We start from the raw sequence: 18,435 nt of genomic DNA on the forward strand, positions 1-18,435 counted from the left end.
GGCATTAAGTTGCCGGGCCATGTAACTCTGCCTTTTACGACACCCCTGCGCCGTTTTCAGTCACCAGTGCCAGTATCTGAGCGACGACTTCCGGGATGCTCAAACGGGTTGTATCGATGACCGTTGCGTCTTCGGCAGGACGCAATGGCGCTATGGCCCTGTTGCTGTCCCGCGCATCACGCGCATTGATATCCGCTAAAAGGTCGCCGATATTAACATCAATACCCTTTGCAATCAACTGCTTATATCGGCGATCTGCACGCTCTTGCGCCGATGCTGTCAAAAACACTTTTTGCCGGGCATCAGTAAACACCACAGTGCCCATATCACGGCCATCTGCCACCAGCCCCGGTGCCTGCCGGAAAGCTCTCTGACGCAGCAAAAGCGCCTGCCTGACTGCCGGCAAGGCAGCAACGACAGACGCCATGGTGCCTGCGCTCTCATGGCGAATTTGAGCTGACACCTCCTCACCGTCCAGCCAGACACTGTCATCGTCGCCGGTGCCAAAGCGGATATCCAGCCCGGGGGCCAGCGCAGCAACCCCTGCCTCATCCTCCAGCCCCACGCCATGGCGCGTTGCCGCCAGCGCCAGAATCCGGTACAACGCCCCACTGTCGAGATAGTGCCAACCCAACGCGGCGGCCAACAGACGACTGACTGTGCCCTTCCCCGCCCCTCCCGGGCCGTCTATCGCAAGCACTGGCACTGCCACTGTTGCCTCAATCATTGTTTTTCCCCAATTCCAGGCCGAAACCCAGGCTCTGCAACTGGCTCACCAAACCGGGATACTTTAGCGTAAACGCGGTCGTGCCAGTCATATCGATATGGCCCGCTGCGCGCTGTGACAGCACAACGGACAGCAACGCAATTTCCGGGTCGTCCCGGCACGCCAGAGTCCCGGACGCGAGCACGGAGCGACGCACTGTAATAACATCTTTTGCCATCTGAATATCGGCCCCAAGGCCACGCCAGAGCTGGCAGGCATTCATCACCCGGACATTGCCCTGCACATCGTCCACGCGCAGGCGGGTCTCACCGTCAGCAAACGTGCCCGCAACGATATAGGCCAGTATCTGCTCAGTGACCGCATCCTGCGTATCTTTATCCAGCGGCGGCGCATCGCTGTTTCGGCAAAAATCCAGGTCGCAACCGCGTAATGTGGCAGCGCTGACAGTCACCGTCAGCAGGGTTTTGCCGGTGAATTGCAGATCTGCCCCCATCTGCTGCAGCGCGAGCAACGGATGTTCATTGCCCTCAATGCCCGGGTAGACTGCGCTCAGAACCAGCCTTGAGTCAGTCACGGTACAGGCGGTGAGTGACATTGCCAGCACCAGGAAGTCGTGTGCCGGCAATACTGTCACTGACTGCCCGTGACCGGCATCGGCCGTATCGCCAGAGCCAGAGCCAGAGCCAGAGCCAGAGCCGGCAAGAATATCATCACCAGTACCATAAACCGTCACCTGACCTTGTTCAGGGCCGACAACAGGCACACCGTTCGCGCGCAACGACTGCACCAGACACAGTGTCTCAGTATCTTCCGGCACACCCTGCAAGCGCGATACCGAACTGTGAGCAACAGCGTCTTCAAGGTACTTTCGCGCCGTGCCGGGGGATGCCGGTGCGCGAAACTCTCCTTGCAGCGAATGTCTGGGCCTGCCGGTCAGCACAGCCGTAGCCTGGCCGGCCGGAGCCGTCGGGCGCTGGCCAGCGTTGTGCTGAAAACGCAGATAGAACTCGTCTCTGACCTGTTTGGCGCGGCCAAATTCCCGGGTCAGGGCTGCGCCATCGGCGCGCAACAACACCGAACGCATCCGTTGCAGTGACGTTACATAGGCGTCGAGGATATCCACCGTGGCCTGGGTATTGGCGAGGAAAATATCCCGCCACATCACCGGGTCGCTGGAGGCAATGCGGCTAAAATCAGCGAATCCACCGGCAGCATAATCAAACACCTGTTGCACACGATCGGGCTCGCTGACGCTGTCCACCAGAGTATTGACCAGGGTGTACGCCAGCAGATGCGGTAAGTGGCTGGTGCCCGCCAGTACTTTGTCGTGGCGCTCAACGCTCATGGCGTGAATGTCGGCACCCAGACTTTGCCAAAGTGCCATAACCGTGTGCACAGCAAGGGTATCGTTGTCGGACAACGGCGTGAGAATGACCTTGCGTTTGTCAAAAAGGTCAGCACGTGACGCCGGATAACCACTGCGCTCGGATCCGGCGATTGGGTGGCCCGGGACAAAGCGGCTGACGCGCGCGCCCAGTGCCCGCCGGGCATCTGCCACGACATTGCCTTTGACACTGGCAGCGTCCGTGATAATGACCCGGTCATCTACCAGATCTCGCAACTGTTCCAGTATCAGCCGCACGGAAAGCGTTGGCACCGTGATCATGATCAGATCTGCTTCCGGTGCCAGCGTTGCCAGATCAGTGGCATAGGCGTGAATGCTGCCATCCAGCATGGCGGTCTGCAGTGCCGCTTCGTCACGTCCGACGGCCAGAATGCGGCGGCACGCCTTGCTCGTTGCCAGACCGCGCGCAATGGAACCGCCAATCAGGCCCAGGCCAACTATGAGTACGGTTTTGTCTTTTAGCAAACTCATGAATCAGGCCCGGGCCCTGGGATAGGAACCGAGATTCTTGATCTTGACCGCCCGACCGGCAAGTTGCCGAAAGACTCTTTTGACAGCATCGTCCTCGATATGACCCTCAAAATCGATAAAGAATACATAAGACCACATATCATCCCGGGCCGGGCGCGTCTCAATCCGGGTCAGGCTTACCTGGCAGGCATCAAAAGGCTCCAGCACGCGGAACAAGGCTCCCGGTTTGTTTTCGGTATATACCAGAATGGAAGTCTTGTCATGACCCGTGGCCATGCCGGCATGCTCAAACCTGTCTGCCAGCGCCGCGTGGTCGCGGGCCAGCAACAAAAAACGGGTGGTGTTGTTCTTGCGATCCTGGATGCGCGCAAATACGATCTGCAAATCAAAATAGGCGGCAGCAACTTCGCCAGCGATAGCGGCTGTCGTCGGGTCCTCAGCGGCCAGCCGCGCAGCTTCGGCATTGCTGCTGACTTCATGCAGCTCAATATCCGGATACTGCGTACGCAGCCAGATCCGGCACTGCCCCAAAGTCTGTTTGTGCGACACAATACGCCTGATATCGGACAATCGCCCGGGGTCTTTGAGCAACAGATTGTGCTCTATAGGTAGATAGATCTCCCCGACGATAGTCAGGGATGTATCAATCAGACAATCCTGGGTACTGTTAACCGCACCCTCGGTGGAGTTCTCCACCGGCACCACACCAAAGCGGGCAGTTGCGGCCTCCACCTCCAGAAAAACATCATCGATGTTGGCTACGCTCAGGCGTTCCGGGGTGTCTGCGGAGCCAAAAAAAAGATCTACCGCTGCGTGCGAAAAAGTGCCGGGCGGGCCGAGAAAAGCAACACGCTCGGGCGTATCACTCATCACCAGCCTCATCCGCTTGCTGCCCGGTAGTGATGACTTCGCCGTCGGCATCAACGTCAACAACATCTTCCGGCAGTTCGTCGTCCGCATCAGCAACAGGTTCAACACCGACCAGCAACTCATCTTTCTTGAGCTTGATCAGACGCACGCCCTGGGTGTTGCGACTCAGCACAGACACTTCATCGACCCGAATACGCACCAGTGTGCCTTTATTGGAGATCAACATTATCTGACCGCCATCGGCGACCTGCACCGCGCCCACCAGTGCGCCATTACGCTCACTGGTCTGCATGCCAATAACACCCTGACCACCACGACCATAAACCGGGAATTCAGCAACATCAGTGCGCTTGCCATAGCCATTTTCACTGACCGTCAGCACCTGGTGGCCCTCCTCCGGAATAATCAATGCAATCATTTCCTGATCTGCCGCCAACCGGATACCCCGAACCCCACGCGCCGTTCTGCCCATGGTGCGGACGCCGGCTTCATTAAAGCGCAGCACTTTGCCGCCACTGCCAAACAGCATGATGTCGCGTTGCCCGTCTGTCAGTGCGGTACCGACCAGGCGGTCGCCCTCATCCAGCTCAATTGCGCGCAAACCCACGCTGCGTGGGCGCGAGAAGCTCGTTAATGATGTCTTTTTCACTGTACCCATGGCGGTCGCCATGAATATGAAATAACCCTCGGTATACTCCCGTATCGGCAGCATGCTGGTAATGCGCTCGCCCTCTTCCAATGGCAGGATGTTGACCAGCGGGCGTCCTCTTGAGGTGCGGCTCGCGAGGGGAATGTTGAACACACGCAACCAGTACACCTTGCCGGCGCTACTGAAGCACAACAGGGTATCGTGGCTGCTGGCAATCAACAGGTGTTCAACGACATCTTCGTCCTTGACTGCGGCCGCCGCCTTGCCCATACCGCCGCGACGCTGCGCGTGGTAGTCGGTCAGCGGCTGTGACTTGGCATAACCACTGCGCGAAATGGTGACCACGCGGTCTTCTTCGGTGATCAGGTCTTCCATGCTCAGGTCAAGCTGTGAGCCAACAATTTCGGTTCGGCGCTTATCGCCATAATTGCTGCGCACCAGATTCAGCTCTTCACGCATGACTTCAAACAACCGGGTATCGCTGCCCAGAATCTCAAGGAAATCGGCAATTTGTTGCAATAAATCTTTGTAATCATTAATAAGTTTTTCATGTTCCAGGCCGGTCAGGCGATGCAGACGCAAATCCAGGATGGCTTGTGCCTGCGCCGGCGACAGGAAGTATTCCTCGCCTTTCAGGCCATATTCCACCGGCAACTCTTCCGGGCGGCAGGAATCTGCACCCGCCTCGCCCAGCATGGCCAGCACGCTGGTGGAAACCCACGAGCGGGCAAGCAGTTTTTCCTTGGCTTCGGCCGAGCTGGGTGACTCCTTGATAAGCTGGATGACGGCGTCGATATTGGCCAGTGCAACCGCCAGACCTTCCAGTATGTGACCTTTTTCACGTGCCTTGCGCAGAAGGTAGACCGTTCGGCGTGTGACCACTTCACGACGGTGGCGGATAAACGACTGCAGAATCTCTTTCAGATTAAGCAGCTTGGGCTGGCCATCGACCAGAGCCACCATATTAATGCCAAACACCGACTGCATCTGGGTCTGCGCATACAGATTATTCAATACGACTTCGCCGACTTCACCGCGACGAAGTTCGATGACCACCCGCAAACCGTCCTTGTCCGACTCGTCGCGCAGCTCGGTAATGCCCTCAATCTTCTTTTCCTTGACCAGCTCGGCAATCTTTTCTACCAGGCGCGCCTTGTTAAGCTGATACGGGATTTCCGTAATGATGATGGTCGGTTTGTTGGATTTTTCATCCTCGATAATTTCCGCGCGGGCTCGCATGTAGATGCGACCGCGACCGGTTTTGTAGGCTTCAACAATGCCCGCACGGCCGTTAATGATGGCGGCGGTCGGAAAGTCAGGCCCCTTGATATGCTCCATCAGATCATCAATGGAAATATCTTCATCGTCCATCAATGCCAGGCAGGCATCCACCACTTCGGTAAGATTGTGCGGCGGTATATTCGTCGCCATACCGACCGCGATACCGGATGAGCCGTTCACCAGCAGATTGGGCACCTGCGTCGGGAACACATCGGGAATACGCTCCGTGCCGTCATAGTTGTCAGAAAAATCAACGGTTTCCTTGTCCAGGTCAGCCATCAGATCATGAGCGATCTTGGCCATGCGGATTTCGGTGTAACGCATGGCAGCGGCGGAGTCGCCGTCTATCGAACCAAAGTTACCCTGACCATCAACCAGCGGGTAACGCAAAGAGAAGTCCTGTGCCATGCGCACAATGGTGTCGTAAACCGCGGAGTCACCGTGCGGGTGATACTTACCGATGACATCGCCCACGACACGGGCAGATTTCTTGTAAGGCTTGTTCCAGTCATTGGAGAGCACATTCATCGCAAACAACACGCGTCTGTGCACAGGCTTGAGCCCGTCCCTGACATCGGGCAATGCACGTCCAACAATCACGCTCATCGCGTAGGCAAGATAGGATTCGCGCATCTCGCTTTCGAGAGAAACAGGCGATATCTGATTTGTAGATTCCGTCATATTTTTTTAGGCTCTCATACGGACTGTAAGCGGCTCATCCAAGCGCGCCCGGGCCAGTCCTTTCGGGTAGTTCTTGCTGGTGATTCCCAAGCGTCGATTTCACTGCAATCGCCGATCGATAAAATTGATCAATACTACCACAATTGACCTGTCACCGGACACAAAAATACGGTTTGATATCAAGCTCCTGCTTTAAGGCAATATTCGTTATAATCGCCCCCCGAAGCCCTGAACCGGAGTCCCAATGAGCCCCAGCGAACACCCGCATGACGTTGATCTGCTGATACATGCCCGCTGGATTATTCCAGCCACCGATGACCAGGCCATCCTCGAACATCACAGCATAGCCGTGCGTAACGGCACCATCACCGGCTTGTGTGCCACGGCGCAGAGCAAGCAGCTGTTCCGCGCAAACCGGGAAGTTACCCTGGATCAGCATGCCCTGATCCCCGGGCTGGTCAACACTCATGGCCATGCCGGCATGTCTTTACTGCGCGGAATCGCTGATGACCTGCCCTTGCACACCTGGCTTAATGACCATATCTGGCCGCTGGAGGGCAAATGGATCAGTGAAGAGTTCGTCTACCAGGGCACTCAACTGGCAATCGCAGAGATGATTCGTGGCGGCACTACCTGTTTTGCCGACATGTACTTTTATCCTGATGCCAGCGCCAGAGCGGCCAGCGAAGCCGGTATTCGGGCCCAGCTGGCGGTGCCTGTCATAGACTTCCCGACGCCCTGGGCGGCTGATGCCGACGAGTGCATCCGCAAAACCACGGAGCTGCACGATGCCTGGCGTAACAGTGAACTGGTGAGCACTGCCTTTGGGCCGCATGCGCCATACAGTGTTTCCGACGACTCCCTGCGCAAGATGCTCACGTTTGCCGAAGAGCTCGATCTGCCCATTCATATGCATGTCCACGAAACCGCTTTTGAAGTGGAAGACGCAGTGAACAACACTGGTCAGCGTCCGTTGCGCAGACTCTATGATCTGGGTTTACTGGGTCCTCGTATGCTGTGTGTGCATGCCACCCAGATAGATGATGACGATATGGCGTTGCTGCAGAAAACCGCAACCCATGTTGTCCATTGCCCCGAGTCCAACCTCAAGCTGGCCAGCGGTTTCTGCCCGGTACACAGACTGCAGCAAGGCGGTATTAACGTCGCTCTGGGCACCGATGGCGCCGCCAGTAACAATGATCTGGACATGTTTTCAGAGATGCGCACCGCGGCACTGCTGGCCAAAGCCTGCGCCAATGACGCCAGCGCGCTGCCGGCGTACCGGGCCCTGCAGATGGCCACCATCAATGGTGCCAGGGCCATGGGACTGGACGCATTGATTGGCACGCTGGAAGTTGGTAAACGTGCCGATTTCACCGCTGTGCGCATGGACAGCCTGAATTCAATACCCGTGTTCAATCCGGTCTCGCACCTGGTGTACTCAACCCAGGCCAGCCAGGTCAGCCACGTTTGGGTCAATGGCAAGCTGCTGTTAAATGACGGCGAACTGACCACAATTAACCGACGCCATGTGCAGGAACAGACGCAATCATGGCAACACCGACTGCAACACACCACGCCTCCGGGAGATACCGCATGAGTGCGCCGCAAAGTAATCGCGATGATGCTGAAATCCGCAAATTCGAAGCCCTCGCCGCGCGCTGGTGGGACCCCAACAGCGAGTTTCGGCCATTACATGAAATAAATCCGTTACGCATGGGGTTTATCAGCCGCAAGATCAACCCGGCCGGCCAGCGTTGCATCGATATCGGCTGCGGCGGCGGCATCCTCAGCGAGGCGCTGGCGCATCAGGGCGCGACAGTCACTGCCATAGATCTGGCAGAAGCGTCGCTGGCCGTTGCCCGGCTGCACAAGCTGGAAAGCGGACTCGATATCCGCTATGAAAATATAGCAGCCGAGGCCATGGCGGACCAGGAAGCCGGTCAATACGATATCGTCACCTGCCTGGAGATGCTCGAGCATGTACCCGACCCGGAAGCCATCGTGGCCGCCTGCGTCAAACTGGCAAAACCCGGCGGCCACATTTTCTTTTCCACGCTTAATCGCAACCCCAAATCATGGCTGTTCGCCATCGTCGGTGCTGAATACATACTGAGCCTGCTGCCCAAGGGCACCCACGACTACGCCAAATTCATCAAACCATCCGAACTTGCATCATGGTGCCGACACTATGGTCTGGAACAGGGTGAGCTGATTGGCATGGGATACAACCCATTAACCAAACGCTATCGCCTGCAAGCAAATATTGATGTCAATTATCTGGTCCACTATCGGAAGCCGGCATGAGTGTTACCGCCAATCCCGGATTTGACGCTGTGTTATTCGACCTCGACGGCACCCTGATCGACACGGCACCCGACTTCAGAGCCGTCCTGCATCATCTGTGCGCAGATCAGGGTGTTGCCCCGCCAGATGATGCTGCGATACTGGCGACAGTTTCCAGCGGCGCACGGGCACTGGTGGAGCTGGCTTTTCAGCTCGCGCCCGGCAGCCCGGGTTTTGATACCTTGCTGCAGACCCTGCTTAATCAGTACATGGCACAGTTGCAGGAAACACGCTCGGTGCTGTTTCCCGCCATCGATGAATTGCTGGCAGACCTTGAACATCACGATATCCCCTGGGGCGTGGTGACCAACAAACCAGAGCGCTTCTGTATCCCGCTATTGCATAAACTGGCGCTCGACACCCGCTGTTCAGTGCTGGTCTGTCCCGATCACGTCAGCCAGACCAAACCGCATCCCGAGCCACTGCTGCTTGCTTGTGACCGCCTTGACTGCGCACCGGGGCGCAGCGTTTATATCGGCGATCACCCGCGCGATATCGAGGCCGGCAATGCAGCGGACATGCACACCATCGCTGCGGCTTACGGATATCTCCCGCACCACCCGCCGGTCAGCGAATGGGGGGCAGACCACATTTCACCAACGGTTGCCGATATTCAGCAATATCTGGGCAACCGCCACAACGCTAATTGATCAGTAAGGACAAACGCATGAAAATTGAACCAGCCCAGGCCATCGACAGCAGCGAGTTGACGATTCCGGTCAATGACAGCCTGCAAGGTCGGACTATTCTGGTCACCGGCGCCGGCGATGGCATCGGCAAAGCAGCGGCGCGGACATTTGCCCGCAGTGGCGCTACGGTTATTCTGTTGGGCCGCACCCAGAGCAAACTGGAAGCTGTGTACGACGCCATTGCCAGCGAAAATCTGCCGGAAGCCATCATTCACCCAATGGATCTGGCTATCGCCGGTAGCGAGGATTACGATACTCTCGGTCGCTCGATACAGGAACAGTTTCCGGCGCTTGACGGCCTTTTGCACAACGCCAGCGAGCTTGGTGCCCTGGGTCCGATTCAGCACTATGCACCAGAGAGCTGGATGAAACTCATGCAGATCAACATCAACGCGGTGTTTATGTTGACCCGGGCGTTACTGCCGGCGCTGCAGCAATCTGATGACGCCCGCATCCTGTTTACCTCTTCCAGTGTCGGGCGCAAGGGTCGCGCCTATTGGGGCGCCTATGCGGTCAGCAAATTCGCCACCGAGGGCCTGATGCAGGTCCTTGCCGAAGAGTTGGCAGAAACCACCCGGATTCGCGTAAACAGCATTAATCCGGGTGCCACCCGCACAGAGATGCGCCGCGCGGCCTATCCGGCAGAAAATCCAATGTCCTTACCCACGGCAGAATCCCTGATGCCGGCCTATCTGCACCTCATGCAACCCGGGAGCGCGTCACACCATGGCGAAACGATTGATATCCGGACACTGCTGACCGAACTGCCCGGCTAAACTCAGCCTACGGTGACAGCAAACTGACACCCGGTACGGCAAGCGTCAGTAAACCGGCAAATTGTTGCCGCCGACGCTTGCCACTCACCCCTGCTTAATGGTGGCAAAACCACAGCCGACCGACCATTAGAATCCTACCCTGCTGTTTTTTATATAATTAATTAAAATATCAGCACTTTGGCACAATAATCGCTTGTCTTCGGTAGACGTTTACCCCGGAGACCGACATGGCTATGCCACTCAGCTCGGCGACAGCAGTAGATACCGCCACCCAGGGCCGCTCTCAGCTTATGCTGATTCCGGCTGCCAATGACTATTTACCAGACGGTAGTAAACCACTGGCACAGACACGCTATCGCCTGTTGACCCGATTGCAGTCGTCACTGGAGCTGGAAAAAATTCTGACCCTTTTCCATGAGGAAACCAGTGAGTTGGTCGATCATTGTGGCCTGGTTTACGTCAATGAAGCGCAGCAGATTCAAAAGTCAGTGGGCAGTGTCGAGTTGCACAGTTGCAGCTACCGCCTTATCACCCAACGCGACAATCTGGGTGAAATAGTGCTTTACCATAACGCCCCGTTTGCCGATGCCGATCTCGACTGTATTGAAACCCTGCTCAGTACCCTGCTCTGTCCACTGCGTAACGCGCTGCAGTACCAGGCTGCCATTGACGCCTCTATGACTGACCCGTTAACCGGCGCCGGTAATCGGCTGGCGATGATGACCAATCTGGAACACGAGCTGAACCTGACGCGGCGTTATCATCATGAACTGTCACTGCTGGTGATTGATATTGATAAATTCAAAAAGATCAACGATACCGAAGGCCATACTGCCGGTGACAATGTGCTGCGGGAAATGGTACGTCTGATCAATAACGTAAATCGCAACACCGATCGATGTTATCGCTACGGCGGCGAAGAGTTTGTTGTTGTGCTTAGCAAGACTGACAAGTATGGCGCCATGGTCATCGCCGAGAGGTTGCGCGAAGCCGTTGCCAGTCTCAGGATCTGCGCCGAATCCGGACCGTTACAGGTCACGGTCAGTATCGGTGCTGCATCGTTTGCTGAAACCGACAATATCCAGCTGCTGATGAATCGGGCGGACAAGGCCATGTACAAAGTGAAAAATGCGGGCGGGAACGGGTCCGCGTTCCTTTAAACCATTTTTATGCACGTCTCCGCGAGGAGAACCAGGGGAAAGTTTGATGACAGCTTACATGCAAAGCACGCTACAAGATGCCGGGCACCAACCTGCAGAAACCGATACCAAAGCATCTGTCAGGCGCAAACAACGCGAACAGGAATTACGTCAGATACTGACCGAAAACCTGGGTGGTACGCTTGAGATATCAACTTTGCAACAGCGCCTGCTGCACAGTATGACACGCGGAGTAGCGCTGGACGGACTGCACTATCACCACGAAGCCCTGGACGTTGATATTCGCGTGGGAACCCAGTCTTCCCATAGCTGCGGCTATCGACTGTTATGCACTGACGAATATCTGGGAGAGATTGTCTTCAAGCGTAACCGTAAATTCACCGAGCGTGAATTACAGTTGATTGAAGCGCTGATCCCGGCGCTGGTCAATCCGCTGCGCAACAGCCTCAGATCAAAGAAACTGGAAGGATCGGATACATCAGCGCCCTGACAACGAACAACCGCTGATCACCCCCGACCTGGTCTGCCGTCTTTACGGTTGCGGGAAACAGGTCGTTTCCTGCTGGTGACCGGTGGCGTCATACCGACTGCCTCGTACAGGCCGGTGATCTCGGCGGCCTTCATTTCGTAGAACTGTCCTTTTTTGACGCGGCTGGGAATAAACACCGGGCCATATCGCACACGCTTCAGCCTGCTCACTTTGACGCCTTGAGATTCCCAGAGCTTTCGTACCTCCCGATTACGCCCTTCCATGATGACCACATGGTACCAGCGGTTGCGGCCCTCACCGGCAAAGAACTGCACGTCGGTAAAGCGACACAGGTGATCTTCAATCATCACCCCTTTTTGCAGATTGGCGATCATTTCATCGCTGACATCGCCCATGACCCGGACCGCATACTCCCGATCAATATTGGCAGACGGATGCATGAGCCGGTTTGCCAGCTCACCATCGGTGGTAAACAACAACAAACCGCTGGTATTAAAATCCAGGCGGCCGACAGCAACCCAGCGGCCATGTTTAATCATGGGCAGATGGTCATATACTGACTTGCGGCCTTCCGGATCGCGACGCGAACAAATTTCATTTTCCGGCTTGTTATAAACAAGAACACGAGGCTCTGTGTTGTCCGGTGCGGTATTTGACACTTTTTTGCCATCAACCACGATTTTGTCATCAGGCCCGGCGCGGTCACCCAGTGTGGCCACGTTGCCATTCAGTCGTACGCGGCCCTGACTGATCCAGCTTTCCATCTGGCGGCGCGATCCGAAACCGGCACGAGCCAGTACTTTTTGTATCTTTTCATCCTGCACTGCATCAATCATTGTCTTTATCCTGAGATCCCGTTACTTCGGTGTCTTGCGCTGCTTCTTCATGTTTTCGCCCGTAACCGAGAATGTCATCCAATGGCCGCTTGGCCAGTGCCATAGCCTCTTCTTCGTCCAGCAGCTCAGCCTGATCAATATCTGAGTCTGTTTCGTCGCCATCGGCAGACTCTTCCGGCAGTAACAGGACGCGCCCTTCTTCATCACTCAGATCAAGCTCCGGATTGAGCTGGTCGAGATCACGGATTTCCGCTAACGGTGGCAATTCCTGCAGATTCTTCAGATTAAAATAGTCCAGGAAATGCCGCGTGGTGGCAAACATGGCCGGGCGCCCGGGTACATCCCGGTGGCCTACAACGCGAATCCATTCACGATCCAGCAGGGTTCTGATAATCGTGGAGCTGACCGCCACCCCCCGGATTTCTTCGATATCGCCACGGGTAATGGGTTGCCGATAAGCGATCAGGCCCAACGTTTCCAGCAATGCACGAGTGTAGCGTTGCGGCTTCTCCTCCGACAATCTCGAAATCCATGGACTCAGTTTCTGACGCACCTGAAATCTGAACCCGGACGCTACCTCCTTTAATTCGAAACCACGCCCTTCACATGCTTGTGCAATGGCATTCAGGGAATCGCGTATTTGCTCGGCACTGGGTCGCTCGGCTTCCAGAAACAGATCTGACAGGGCTGCAACTGATAACGGCCGGCCAGCACTGAGTAACAAACCCTCAATGATCTGTTGCCGTGTTTCCTCATCGATATCCTGCACCGGATATGAAACCTCCTCAAATGCCTCTTCAGCATCGGTCACAGTATCGATATCGGTGTCATCACCCTGGGTCATTTCTTCGTTTTTGATGTCAGTCATGTCAGTCATGTCGGTTGTTTGTTGTCAGTCATTTTCTGCTCAGACCCGCTAGCTGCGCGCCTTGATATGGATAGGCGCGAAAGGTTCGCTTTGCACAATGTCGACAAGCGAATCCTTGATCAATTCCATCACCGCCAAAAACGTCACCACCACGCCAAGGCGACCTTCCTCTCGCATCAGCAGTGACACCAGTGGGACAAAACGCTCCGAGGACAGTCGCACCAGAATCTCGGCCATTTTCTCTCGCGTCGACAGCGTTTCACGCTGAATCTGGTGATGTTCAAACATATCGGCCCGGCGCAAGGCACCCGACAGCGCCATCAGGATTTCCTGTAGCTCCACCACCGGGTCCGGTGTATTGCGCTCCAGCTGCGGGCCCTGGGCACCGGCCAGAAAAACATCACGCTCCAGCCGGGGCAGCTGGTCAATGTCTTCCGCGGCCTTCTTATAGCGTTCATACTCTTGCAGACGGCGGATCAACTGGGCGCGTGGGTCCTCTTCCTCGTCCTCTTCATGGGTACTGCGTGGCAGCAACATACGCGACTTGATTTCCGCCAGCATCGCTGCCATCACCAGGTATTCAGCGGCCAGTTCAAACTGATGCGCTTCCATTAAATCAACGTAGGCCATGTACTGTTCGGTTATCATGGCGACATCAATATCCAGAATGTCGATGTTCTGGCGCTTGATCAGATACAGCAGCAGATCCAGTGGACCCTCGAAGGCCTCGAGAAAAACTTCAAGTGCATCCGGCGGGATATAAAGATCCTGCGGCAACTGAGTAATTGCCTTACCTGCCACATAGGCAAACGGCATCTCATGCTGTGGCGGCGCCGCCACAATCTGGATATCGTTGGTGCCGGACGTGTCTGCCTGTTCGCTCATCCCGATATTCCCGTTACGACCGCGCTAGCGGTACGACAGCCCCATGGCTTCTCTGACATCCTGCAGGGTTTCGCGGGCCGATTCACGCGCCTGCTCACAACCTTCAGCGATGATGGTGCGCACTATATCAGGGTCTTTTTCGTATTGCCGGGCTCTTTGCTGGATGGGCTCCAGTTCTGCGACAACGGCGTCAATCACGGGCTTTTTACAAGCCAGACAGCCAATGCCGGCACTACGGCATCCCTGTTGTACCCAGGCTTTTGTATCGTCGTCAGAATAGACTTCATGTAATTGCCAGACCGGACATTTATCCGGATCACCGGGATCCTTGAGACGAACCCTGGCCGGATCTGTCGGCATGGTGTTGATCTTTTTCGCCACGTCATCAATCGGTTCACGCAGGGCGATGGTATTACCGTAGGACTTGGACATCTTCTGTCCGTCCAGACCCGGCATTTTAGCCGCAGGAGTGAGCAATGCCTGGGGTTCGGCGAGGATCATTTTGCCACTGCCTTCAAGGTAACCCAGCAGGCGTTCGCGATCACCCAGCGAGATATTCTGCTGTTCTTTGATCAGTGCCTGAGCACGCTCCAGGGCATCGTGATCGCCTTGCTCCTGATAGGCTGTGCGCAGATTATTGTAAAGCCTCGCAGCTTTCTTGCCCATTTTTTTGATCGCCGCCTCGGCATTGTCCTCGAAGCCCGGTTCGCGACCATAAAGATGATTAAAGCGACGTGCAACCTCACGGGTCAGCTCGACGTGCGCGACCTGGTCAGCCCCCACTGGCACCTGTCCGGCGCGATAAATCAGGATGTCGGCGCTTTGCAACAACGGATAACCCAGAAAACCGTAGGTTTCCAGATCCCTGTCACGCAATTTTTCCTGTTGATCCTTGTAGCTGGGAACCCGTTCCAGCCAGCCCAGCGGCGTCATCATCGACAGCAGCAGATGCAGCTCGGCGTGCTCGGGCACCCGGGACTGAACGAAGATGGATGCCGAACCCGGATTAACACCGGCTGCGAGCCAATCAATTACCATACTGAGGACGTTGTCACCGATCACCTGAGGCGTCGCATAATGTGTCGTCAGCGCATGCCAATCAGCAACAAAAAAGAAGCATTCGTACTCGTGTTGAAGTTTCACCCAGTTCTTCAGAACACCATGATAATGACCCAAATGCAGTTGTCCTGTCGGGCGCATGCCTGACAACACCCGTTTCTGCGATTCCACTGTAGACAAACTCTTTCCCTCTGCTTGCTGAGTACCAGCTATTCAAATTATTAACGCCCAACTATTATTGCATGAAACATGCACTAAATATGCCTGCCACATGCACCGCGCGTTGAATCTTCGCGCTTCCCGGTCAGGCGAATGGCTCCGGATCCCCTTTGCCTACCCGGACCACAACCGGTACCCCGTCCACCAGATCAATAACTGTCGATGGTTCTATACCGCAGGCGCCGCTCTCAATGATCAGATCAACCAGTTTCCCCAGTTTATCTTCAATGTCATAAATTTCGGATAAGGGCTGATCATCGTCGGGCAGAATAAGACTGGTGCTGAGAATGGGTTCGCCCACCGCCGCCAGCAGTGCCTGTGCCACCGGATGGTCAGGGATTCGCAGGCCGATGGTTTTACGTTTGGGGTGCATCAGGCGGCGAGGAACTTCAGCGGTGGCCGCCAGGATGAACGTGTATGGCCCCGGCGTGTAGGCTTTCAGCAAACGATAGGCACTGTTACTGACCTTGGCGTAGGTCGCAATCGCAGAAAGATCCGAACACATCAGCGTCATGTTATGTTTGTCGCCCAATTGCCGAATGCGTCGAACTTTTTCCAGCGCCGTTTTGTCACCCATGTGACAAGCCAGTGCATAAGTCGAGTCCGTCGGATACACGATGACGCCGCCTTGCTGCAAAGCGTCCGCCGCTTGCCTGATCAGTCTGGGCTCGGGGTCGACCGGGTGAATTTCCAATAGTTGTGCCATACCAATCCGTTCGCTCTTGCCTGTATTCAGAGACCTGTGTTCAAAGACCTGTGTTCAAAGACCTATGTGCGGCCAGCCAGGATAGGGCTTCGGCAACTGTCCAGCGTCGCTATAATTGCCTTTGTGGCAACGATTTTCTATCATGCCGGTGGCTGCAAACCGGCAACAATAACAGGCCGCTTAGCCAAAGTCGATGACTTGATTTTTACCACAATTCACCTGCCCGCGGCGTCGCTGTCGGCACCGGTGACAGGGAGATTTATGTTTTACGCCATTATCAGTGAAGACGTTGAAAATAGCCTGCCTTTGCGCATGCAGGCCCGACCCGCGCACCTGGCCAGAGTCGAAGCGCTGCAGGCCGCCGGCAAACTGGTTATCGCCGGTCCCCATCCTGCCGTTGACGATGAGAACCCGGGCGATGCCGGGTTCACGGGCAGTCTTATTATCGCCAGCTTTGAGTCTCTGGCTGACGCAGAGACCTGGGCCGCAGCCGATCCCTACGTGACAGCCGGTGTGTACCGGAAAGTCACGGTGAAACCCTTCAAGCAGGTGCTGCCCTGATGGGTTGCACGCCCGGTCAGTGCCAGGGCCAGGTTCACGGCGTGGGTGCCGGGCGAAGATCCGGGTAGTTCTCGTCCAGGGTGGCATTCCAGCTCTCCAGCACTGCGGATTTTTGCGTCCACAGCGAACTGATGTCGCCGGTTATGGTGATTTGTTCGATGACATCACCCGGCCGTATGCTGTTCACAACCTCCATGCCCTGCGTCACGCCTCCGAATACCGAGTGCAACCCGTCCAGGTGAGGCGCTCGCACATGGGTGATGAAAAACTGGCTGCCCTCGGTGCCGGGCCCTGAATTCGCCATGGAAATGACCCCCGGACGGTTATGACGCAAATGGGTTTCGCCACTAAAACGATAGCCGGGGTTACCGGTACCTGTGCCCAGCGGGTCCCCACCCTGTATCATGAAGCGCGGCTCCACCCGGTGAAACGTCAAACCATCGTAGAACCCACGCTTGGCCAGGTTTACAAAATTGGCCACGGTGGTGGGCGCAGCGCGCTGATTCAGTTCCAGCATGATATCGCCCTTGCTGGTGCTGATTACCGCTGATATTGCCTGAGCGTAGACGCTGCCGACAGGCACCATCAATACAACTATCGTTAATATAAACGCCACACAGTTGTTTAATCTCATGTTCCTGCCTCTTTCGAAAAACAGCTCTGTCGATCCATCTCCAGTGTCACCGGCGCATGGTCCGAGAAATATTCGTCAGTATATATCGAAGCAGCTCTGACTGCAGGCACAAGTGCCGGTGTGATGACATGATAATCCAGACGCCACCCGACGTTATTGGCCCTGGCCTGCCCCCGGTTTGACCACCAGCTATATTGATCCGGCGCCTGATTCACCAGCCTGAAGGCGTCCACGAAACCAACCTCATCATACAGCCGATCCAGCCAGGCGCGCTCCTCCGGCGAAAAACCGGGGTTTTTGCGGTTTGCACGCCAGTTCTTCAGATCTATCTCCTTATGGCACATGTTCCAGTCGGCACAAATGACATACTCGCGACCGTCGGCGCGCAAATCTTGCAGGTGCGCCATAAAATTAGCCAGAAACCTTAATTTGACAGCCTGTCTTGCCTCGCCACTGGAGCCGGAAGGCATATACAGGGAAATGACACTCAGATCTCCGAAGTCAGCCTGAATATAGCGCCCTTCCTTGTCAGTAATATCCCAACCCATGCCTTTGATGATGCGGTCAGGCTGCCGGCGACTGTAAATGGCGACACCAGCGTAGCCCTTTTTTTCTGCATCAAAGTAATGACAGTGGTAACCGGCAGGGAAAAACGGTCCTTCCTGCAACTGATGCTCCTGCGCCTTGGTTTCCTGCAGACAAACAACATCCGGCTGCTGACTCTCCAGCCATTGAAAGAAGCCTTTGCGGGCGGCCGAGCGCACACCGTTACAATTAAATGTGGTTATTGTAAACCGTTTGCCGGTTTTCATCGTCTAAACGTTACCTTTCATCGAGTATGTGAATATCTCACCACATAAGTGTTACTTTTATTCGCATATATGTTACTATGCGCGCAGTTACTGAGATGCACAACGTTGAAAGTAACGAAAAATCAAAAATTGATCGAATCACCCACAAGGAGAAGATTTTATGAGCGAACTCATCATCAGCGCACGAGCAGCATTAGTAACTGCAGCCATCGTAACCGCGTCTGTTGCTGTACCTGTTCTGACCATACTGGCAGCACAGTAATAAATAAGCGCCATGCGATAGCCCTGATGACATTCAGCAGGGAAATCA

General features: G+C 55.5%; 18 protein-coding genes. 7 read left to right on the plus strand and 11 right to left on the minus strand.

From position 1 onward, the window contains the following. Positions 1-34: 34 nt before the first annotated feature. From cmk to gyrA, 4 genes are read right to left on the minus strand one after another with little or no spacing between them, the layout of a single operon-like run. The gene (gene cmk / locus ENH71_RS12610; protein ID WP_294134819.1) at positions 35-727 is read right to left on the minus strand and encodes a (d)CMP kinase; all 693 of its coding nucleotides are present in this window, start codon (positions 725-727) and stop codon (positions 35-37) included. Continuing rightward, positions 720-2,603 (minus strand): prephenate dehydrogenase/arogenate dehydrogenase family protein, encoded by a 1,884-nt coding sequence (locus tag ENH71_RS12615; RefSeq protein ID WP_294134821.1) that lies wholly within the window; start codon positions 2,601-2,603, stop codon positions 720-722. The genes cmk and ENH71_RS12615 overlap by 8 nt, the downstream gene beginning before the upstream one ends. Positions 2,604-2,606: 3 nt before the next feature. After that, positions 2,607-3,473 carry a prephenate dehydratase gene (pheA, locus tag ENH71_RS12620; protein WP_294134823.1) on the minus strand — a complete coding sequence of 289 codons (867 nt, stop codon included), beginning with the start codon at positions 3,471-3,473 and terminating at the stop codon, positions 2,607-2,609. After that, positions 3,466-6,084, minus strand: coding sequence for a DNA gyrase subunit A (gene gyrA, locus ENH71_RS12625; protein ID WP_294134826.1), 2,619 nt, complete (start codon positions 6,082-6,084; stop codon positions 3,466-3,468). The genes pheA and gyrA overlap by 8 nt, the downstream gene beginning before the upstream one ends. Before the next feature lie 244 nt (positions 6,085-6,328). On the opposite strand from gyrA, the gene ENH71_RS12630 reads away from it, so the two are divergent. The 6 genes from ENH71_RS12630 (at position 6,329) to ENH71_RS12655 (ending at position 11,545) form a co-directional block, all read left to right on the plus strand. Continuing rightward, a complete protein-coding gene (locus ENH71_RS12630; RefSeq protein WP_294134829.1) occupies positions 6,329-7,684 on the plus strand; it encodes a TRZ/ATZ family hydrolase in 1,356 nt (451 codons plus the stop codon). After that, positions 7,681-8,391, plus strand: coding sequence for a bifunctional 2-polyprenyl-6-hydroxyphenol methylase/3-demethylubiquinol 3-O-methyltransferase UbiG (ubiG, locus tag ENH71_RS12635; protein ID WP_294134832.1), 711 nt, complete (start codon positions 7,681-7,683; stop codon positions 8,389-8,391). The genes ENH71_RS12630 and ubiG overlap by 4 nt, the downstream gene beginning before the upstream one ends. Further along, positions 8,388-9,080, plus strand: coding sequence for an HAD family hydrolase (locus ENH71_RS12640; RefSeq protein ID WP_294134834.1), 693 nt, complete (start codon positions 8,388-8,390; stop codon positions 9,078-9,080). The genes ubiG and ENH71_RS12640 overlap by 4 nt, the downstream gene beginning before the upstream one ends. A gap of 17 nt (positions 9,081-9,097) precedes the next feature. Next, positions 9,098-9,895, plus strand: coding sequence for a YciK family oxidoreductase (locus tag ENH71_RS12645; protein WP_294134836.1), 798 nt, complete (start codon positions 9,098-9,100; stop codon positions 9,893-9,895). Between the two features lie 227 nt (positions 9,896-10,122). Further along, entirely contained in the window at positions 10,123-11,055 is a 933-nt protein-coding gene (locus tag ENH71_RS12650; protein ID WP_294134840.1) for a GGDEF domain-containing protein, read from the plus strand. Positions 11,056-11,101: 46 nt separating this feature from the next. Beyond that, the gene (locus tag ENH71_RS12655) at positions 11,102-11,545 is read left to right on the plus strand and encodes a hypothetical protein (RefSeq protein ID WP_294134843.1); all 444 of its coding nucleotides are present in this window, start codon (positions 11,102-11,104) and stop codon (positions 11,543-11,545) included. Positions 11,546-11,562: 17 nt separating this feature from the next. On the opposite strand, the gene rluB is transcribed toward ENH71_RS12655, so the two are convergent. The 5 genes from rluB to ENH71_RS12680 all read right to left on the minus strand — a co-directional run bounded on the left by rluB (position 11,563) and on the right by ENH71_RS12680 (position 16,118). After that, positions 11,563-12,381, minus strand: coding sequence for a 23S rRNA pseudouridine(2605) synthase RluB (rluB, locus tag ENH71_RS12660; RefSeq protein ID WP_294134845.1), 819 nt, complete (start codon positions 12,379-12,381; stop codon positions 11,563-11,565). Next, positions 12,374-13,249 carry an SMC-Scp complex subunit ScpB gene (gene scpB / locus ENH71_RS12665; RefSeq protein ID WP_294134847.1) on the minus strand — a complete coding sequence of 292 codons (876 nt, stop codon included), beginning with the start codon at positions 13,247-13,249 and terminating at the stop codon, positions 12,374-12,376. Before scpB ends, rluB begins: the two co-directional genes overlap by 8 nt. A gap of 48 nt (positions 13,250-13,297) precedes the next feature. Next, the gene (locus ENH71_RS12670) at positions 13,298-14,134 is read right to left on the minus strand and encodes a segregation and condensation protein A (RefSeq protein WP_414704711.1); all 837 of its coding nucleotides are present in this window, start codon (positions 14,132-14,134) and stop codon (positions 13,298-13,300) included. Positions 14,135-14,158: 24 nt separating this feature from the next. Then, positions 14,159-15,373: a tryptophan--tRNA ligase gene (locus tag ENH71_RS12675; protein WP_294134849.1), complete on the minus strand. Its 1,215-nt coding sequence runs from the start codon at positions 15,371-15,373 to the stop codon at positions 14,159-14,161. A gap of 124 nt (positions 15,374-15,497) precedes the next feature. After that, entirely contained in the window at positions 15,498-16,118 is a 621-nt protein-coding gene (locus tag ENH71_RS12680) for an L-threonylcarbamoyladenylate synthase (RefSeq protein ID WP_294134851.1), read from the minus strand. 261 nt (positions 16,119-16,379) lie between these two features. Between ENH71_RS12680 and ENH71_RS12685 the strand changes: the two genes are divergently transcribed. Next, complete coding sequence (locus ENH71_RS12685) at positions 16,380-16,679, plus strand: YciI family protein (protein ID WP_294134854.1); 300 nt, start codon at positions 16,380-16,382, stop codon at positions 16,677-16,679. A gap of 34 nt (positions 16,680-16,713) precedes the next feature. Here ENH71_RS12685 and ENH71_RS12690 read toward each other — a convergent pair whose 3' ends face one another. Both ENH71_RS12690 and ENH71_RS12695 read right to left on the minus strand, forming a co-directional pair. Continuing rightward, a complete protein-coding gene (locus ENH71_RS12690; protein WP_317622398.1) occupies positions 16,714-17,313 on the minus strand; it encodes a peptidylprolyl isomerase in 600 nt (199 codons plus the stop codon). Next, positions 17,310-18,125: an exodeoxyribonuclease III gene (locus ENH71_RS12695; RefSeq protein ID WP_294134857.1), complete on the minus strand. Its 816-nt coding sequence runs from the start codon at positions 18,123-18,125 to the stop codon at positions 17,310-17,312. The genes ENH71_RS12690 and ENH71_RS12695 overlap by 4 nt, the downstream gene beginning before the upstream one ends. Positions 18,126-18,435 lie beyond the last annotated feature (310 nt).

This window comes from Pseudohongiella sp. (genome assembly GCF_011050365.1).
Classification (GTDB): domain Bacteria; phylum Pseudomonadota; class Gammaproteobacteria; order Pseudomonadales; family Pseudohongiellaceae; genus Pseudohongiella.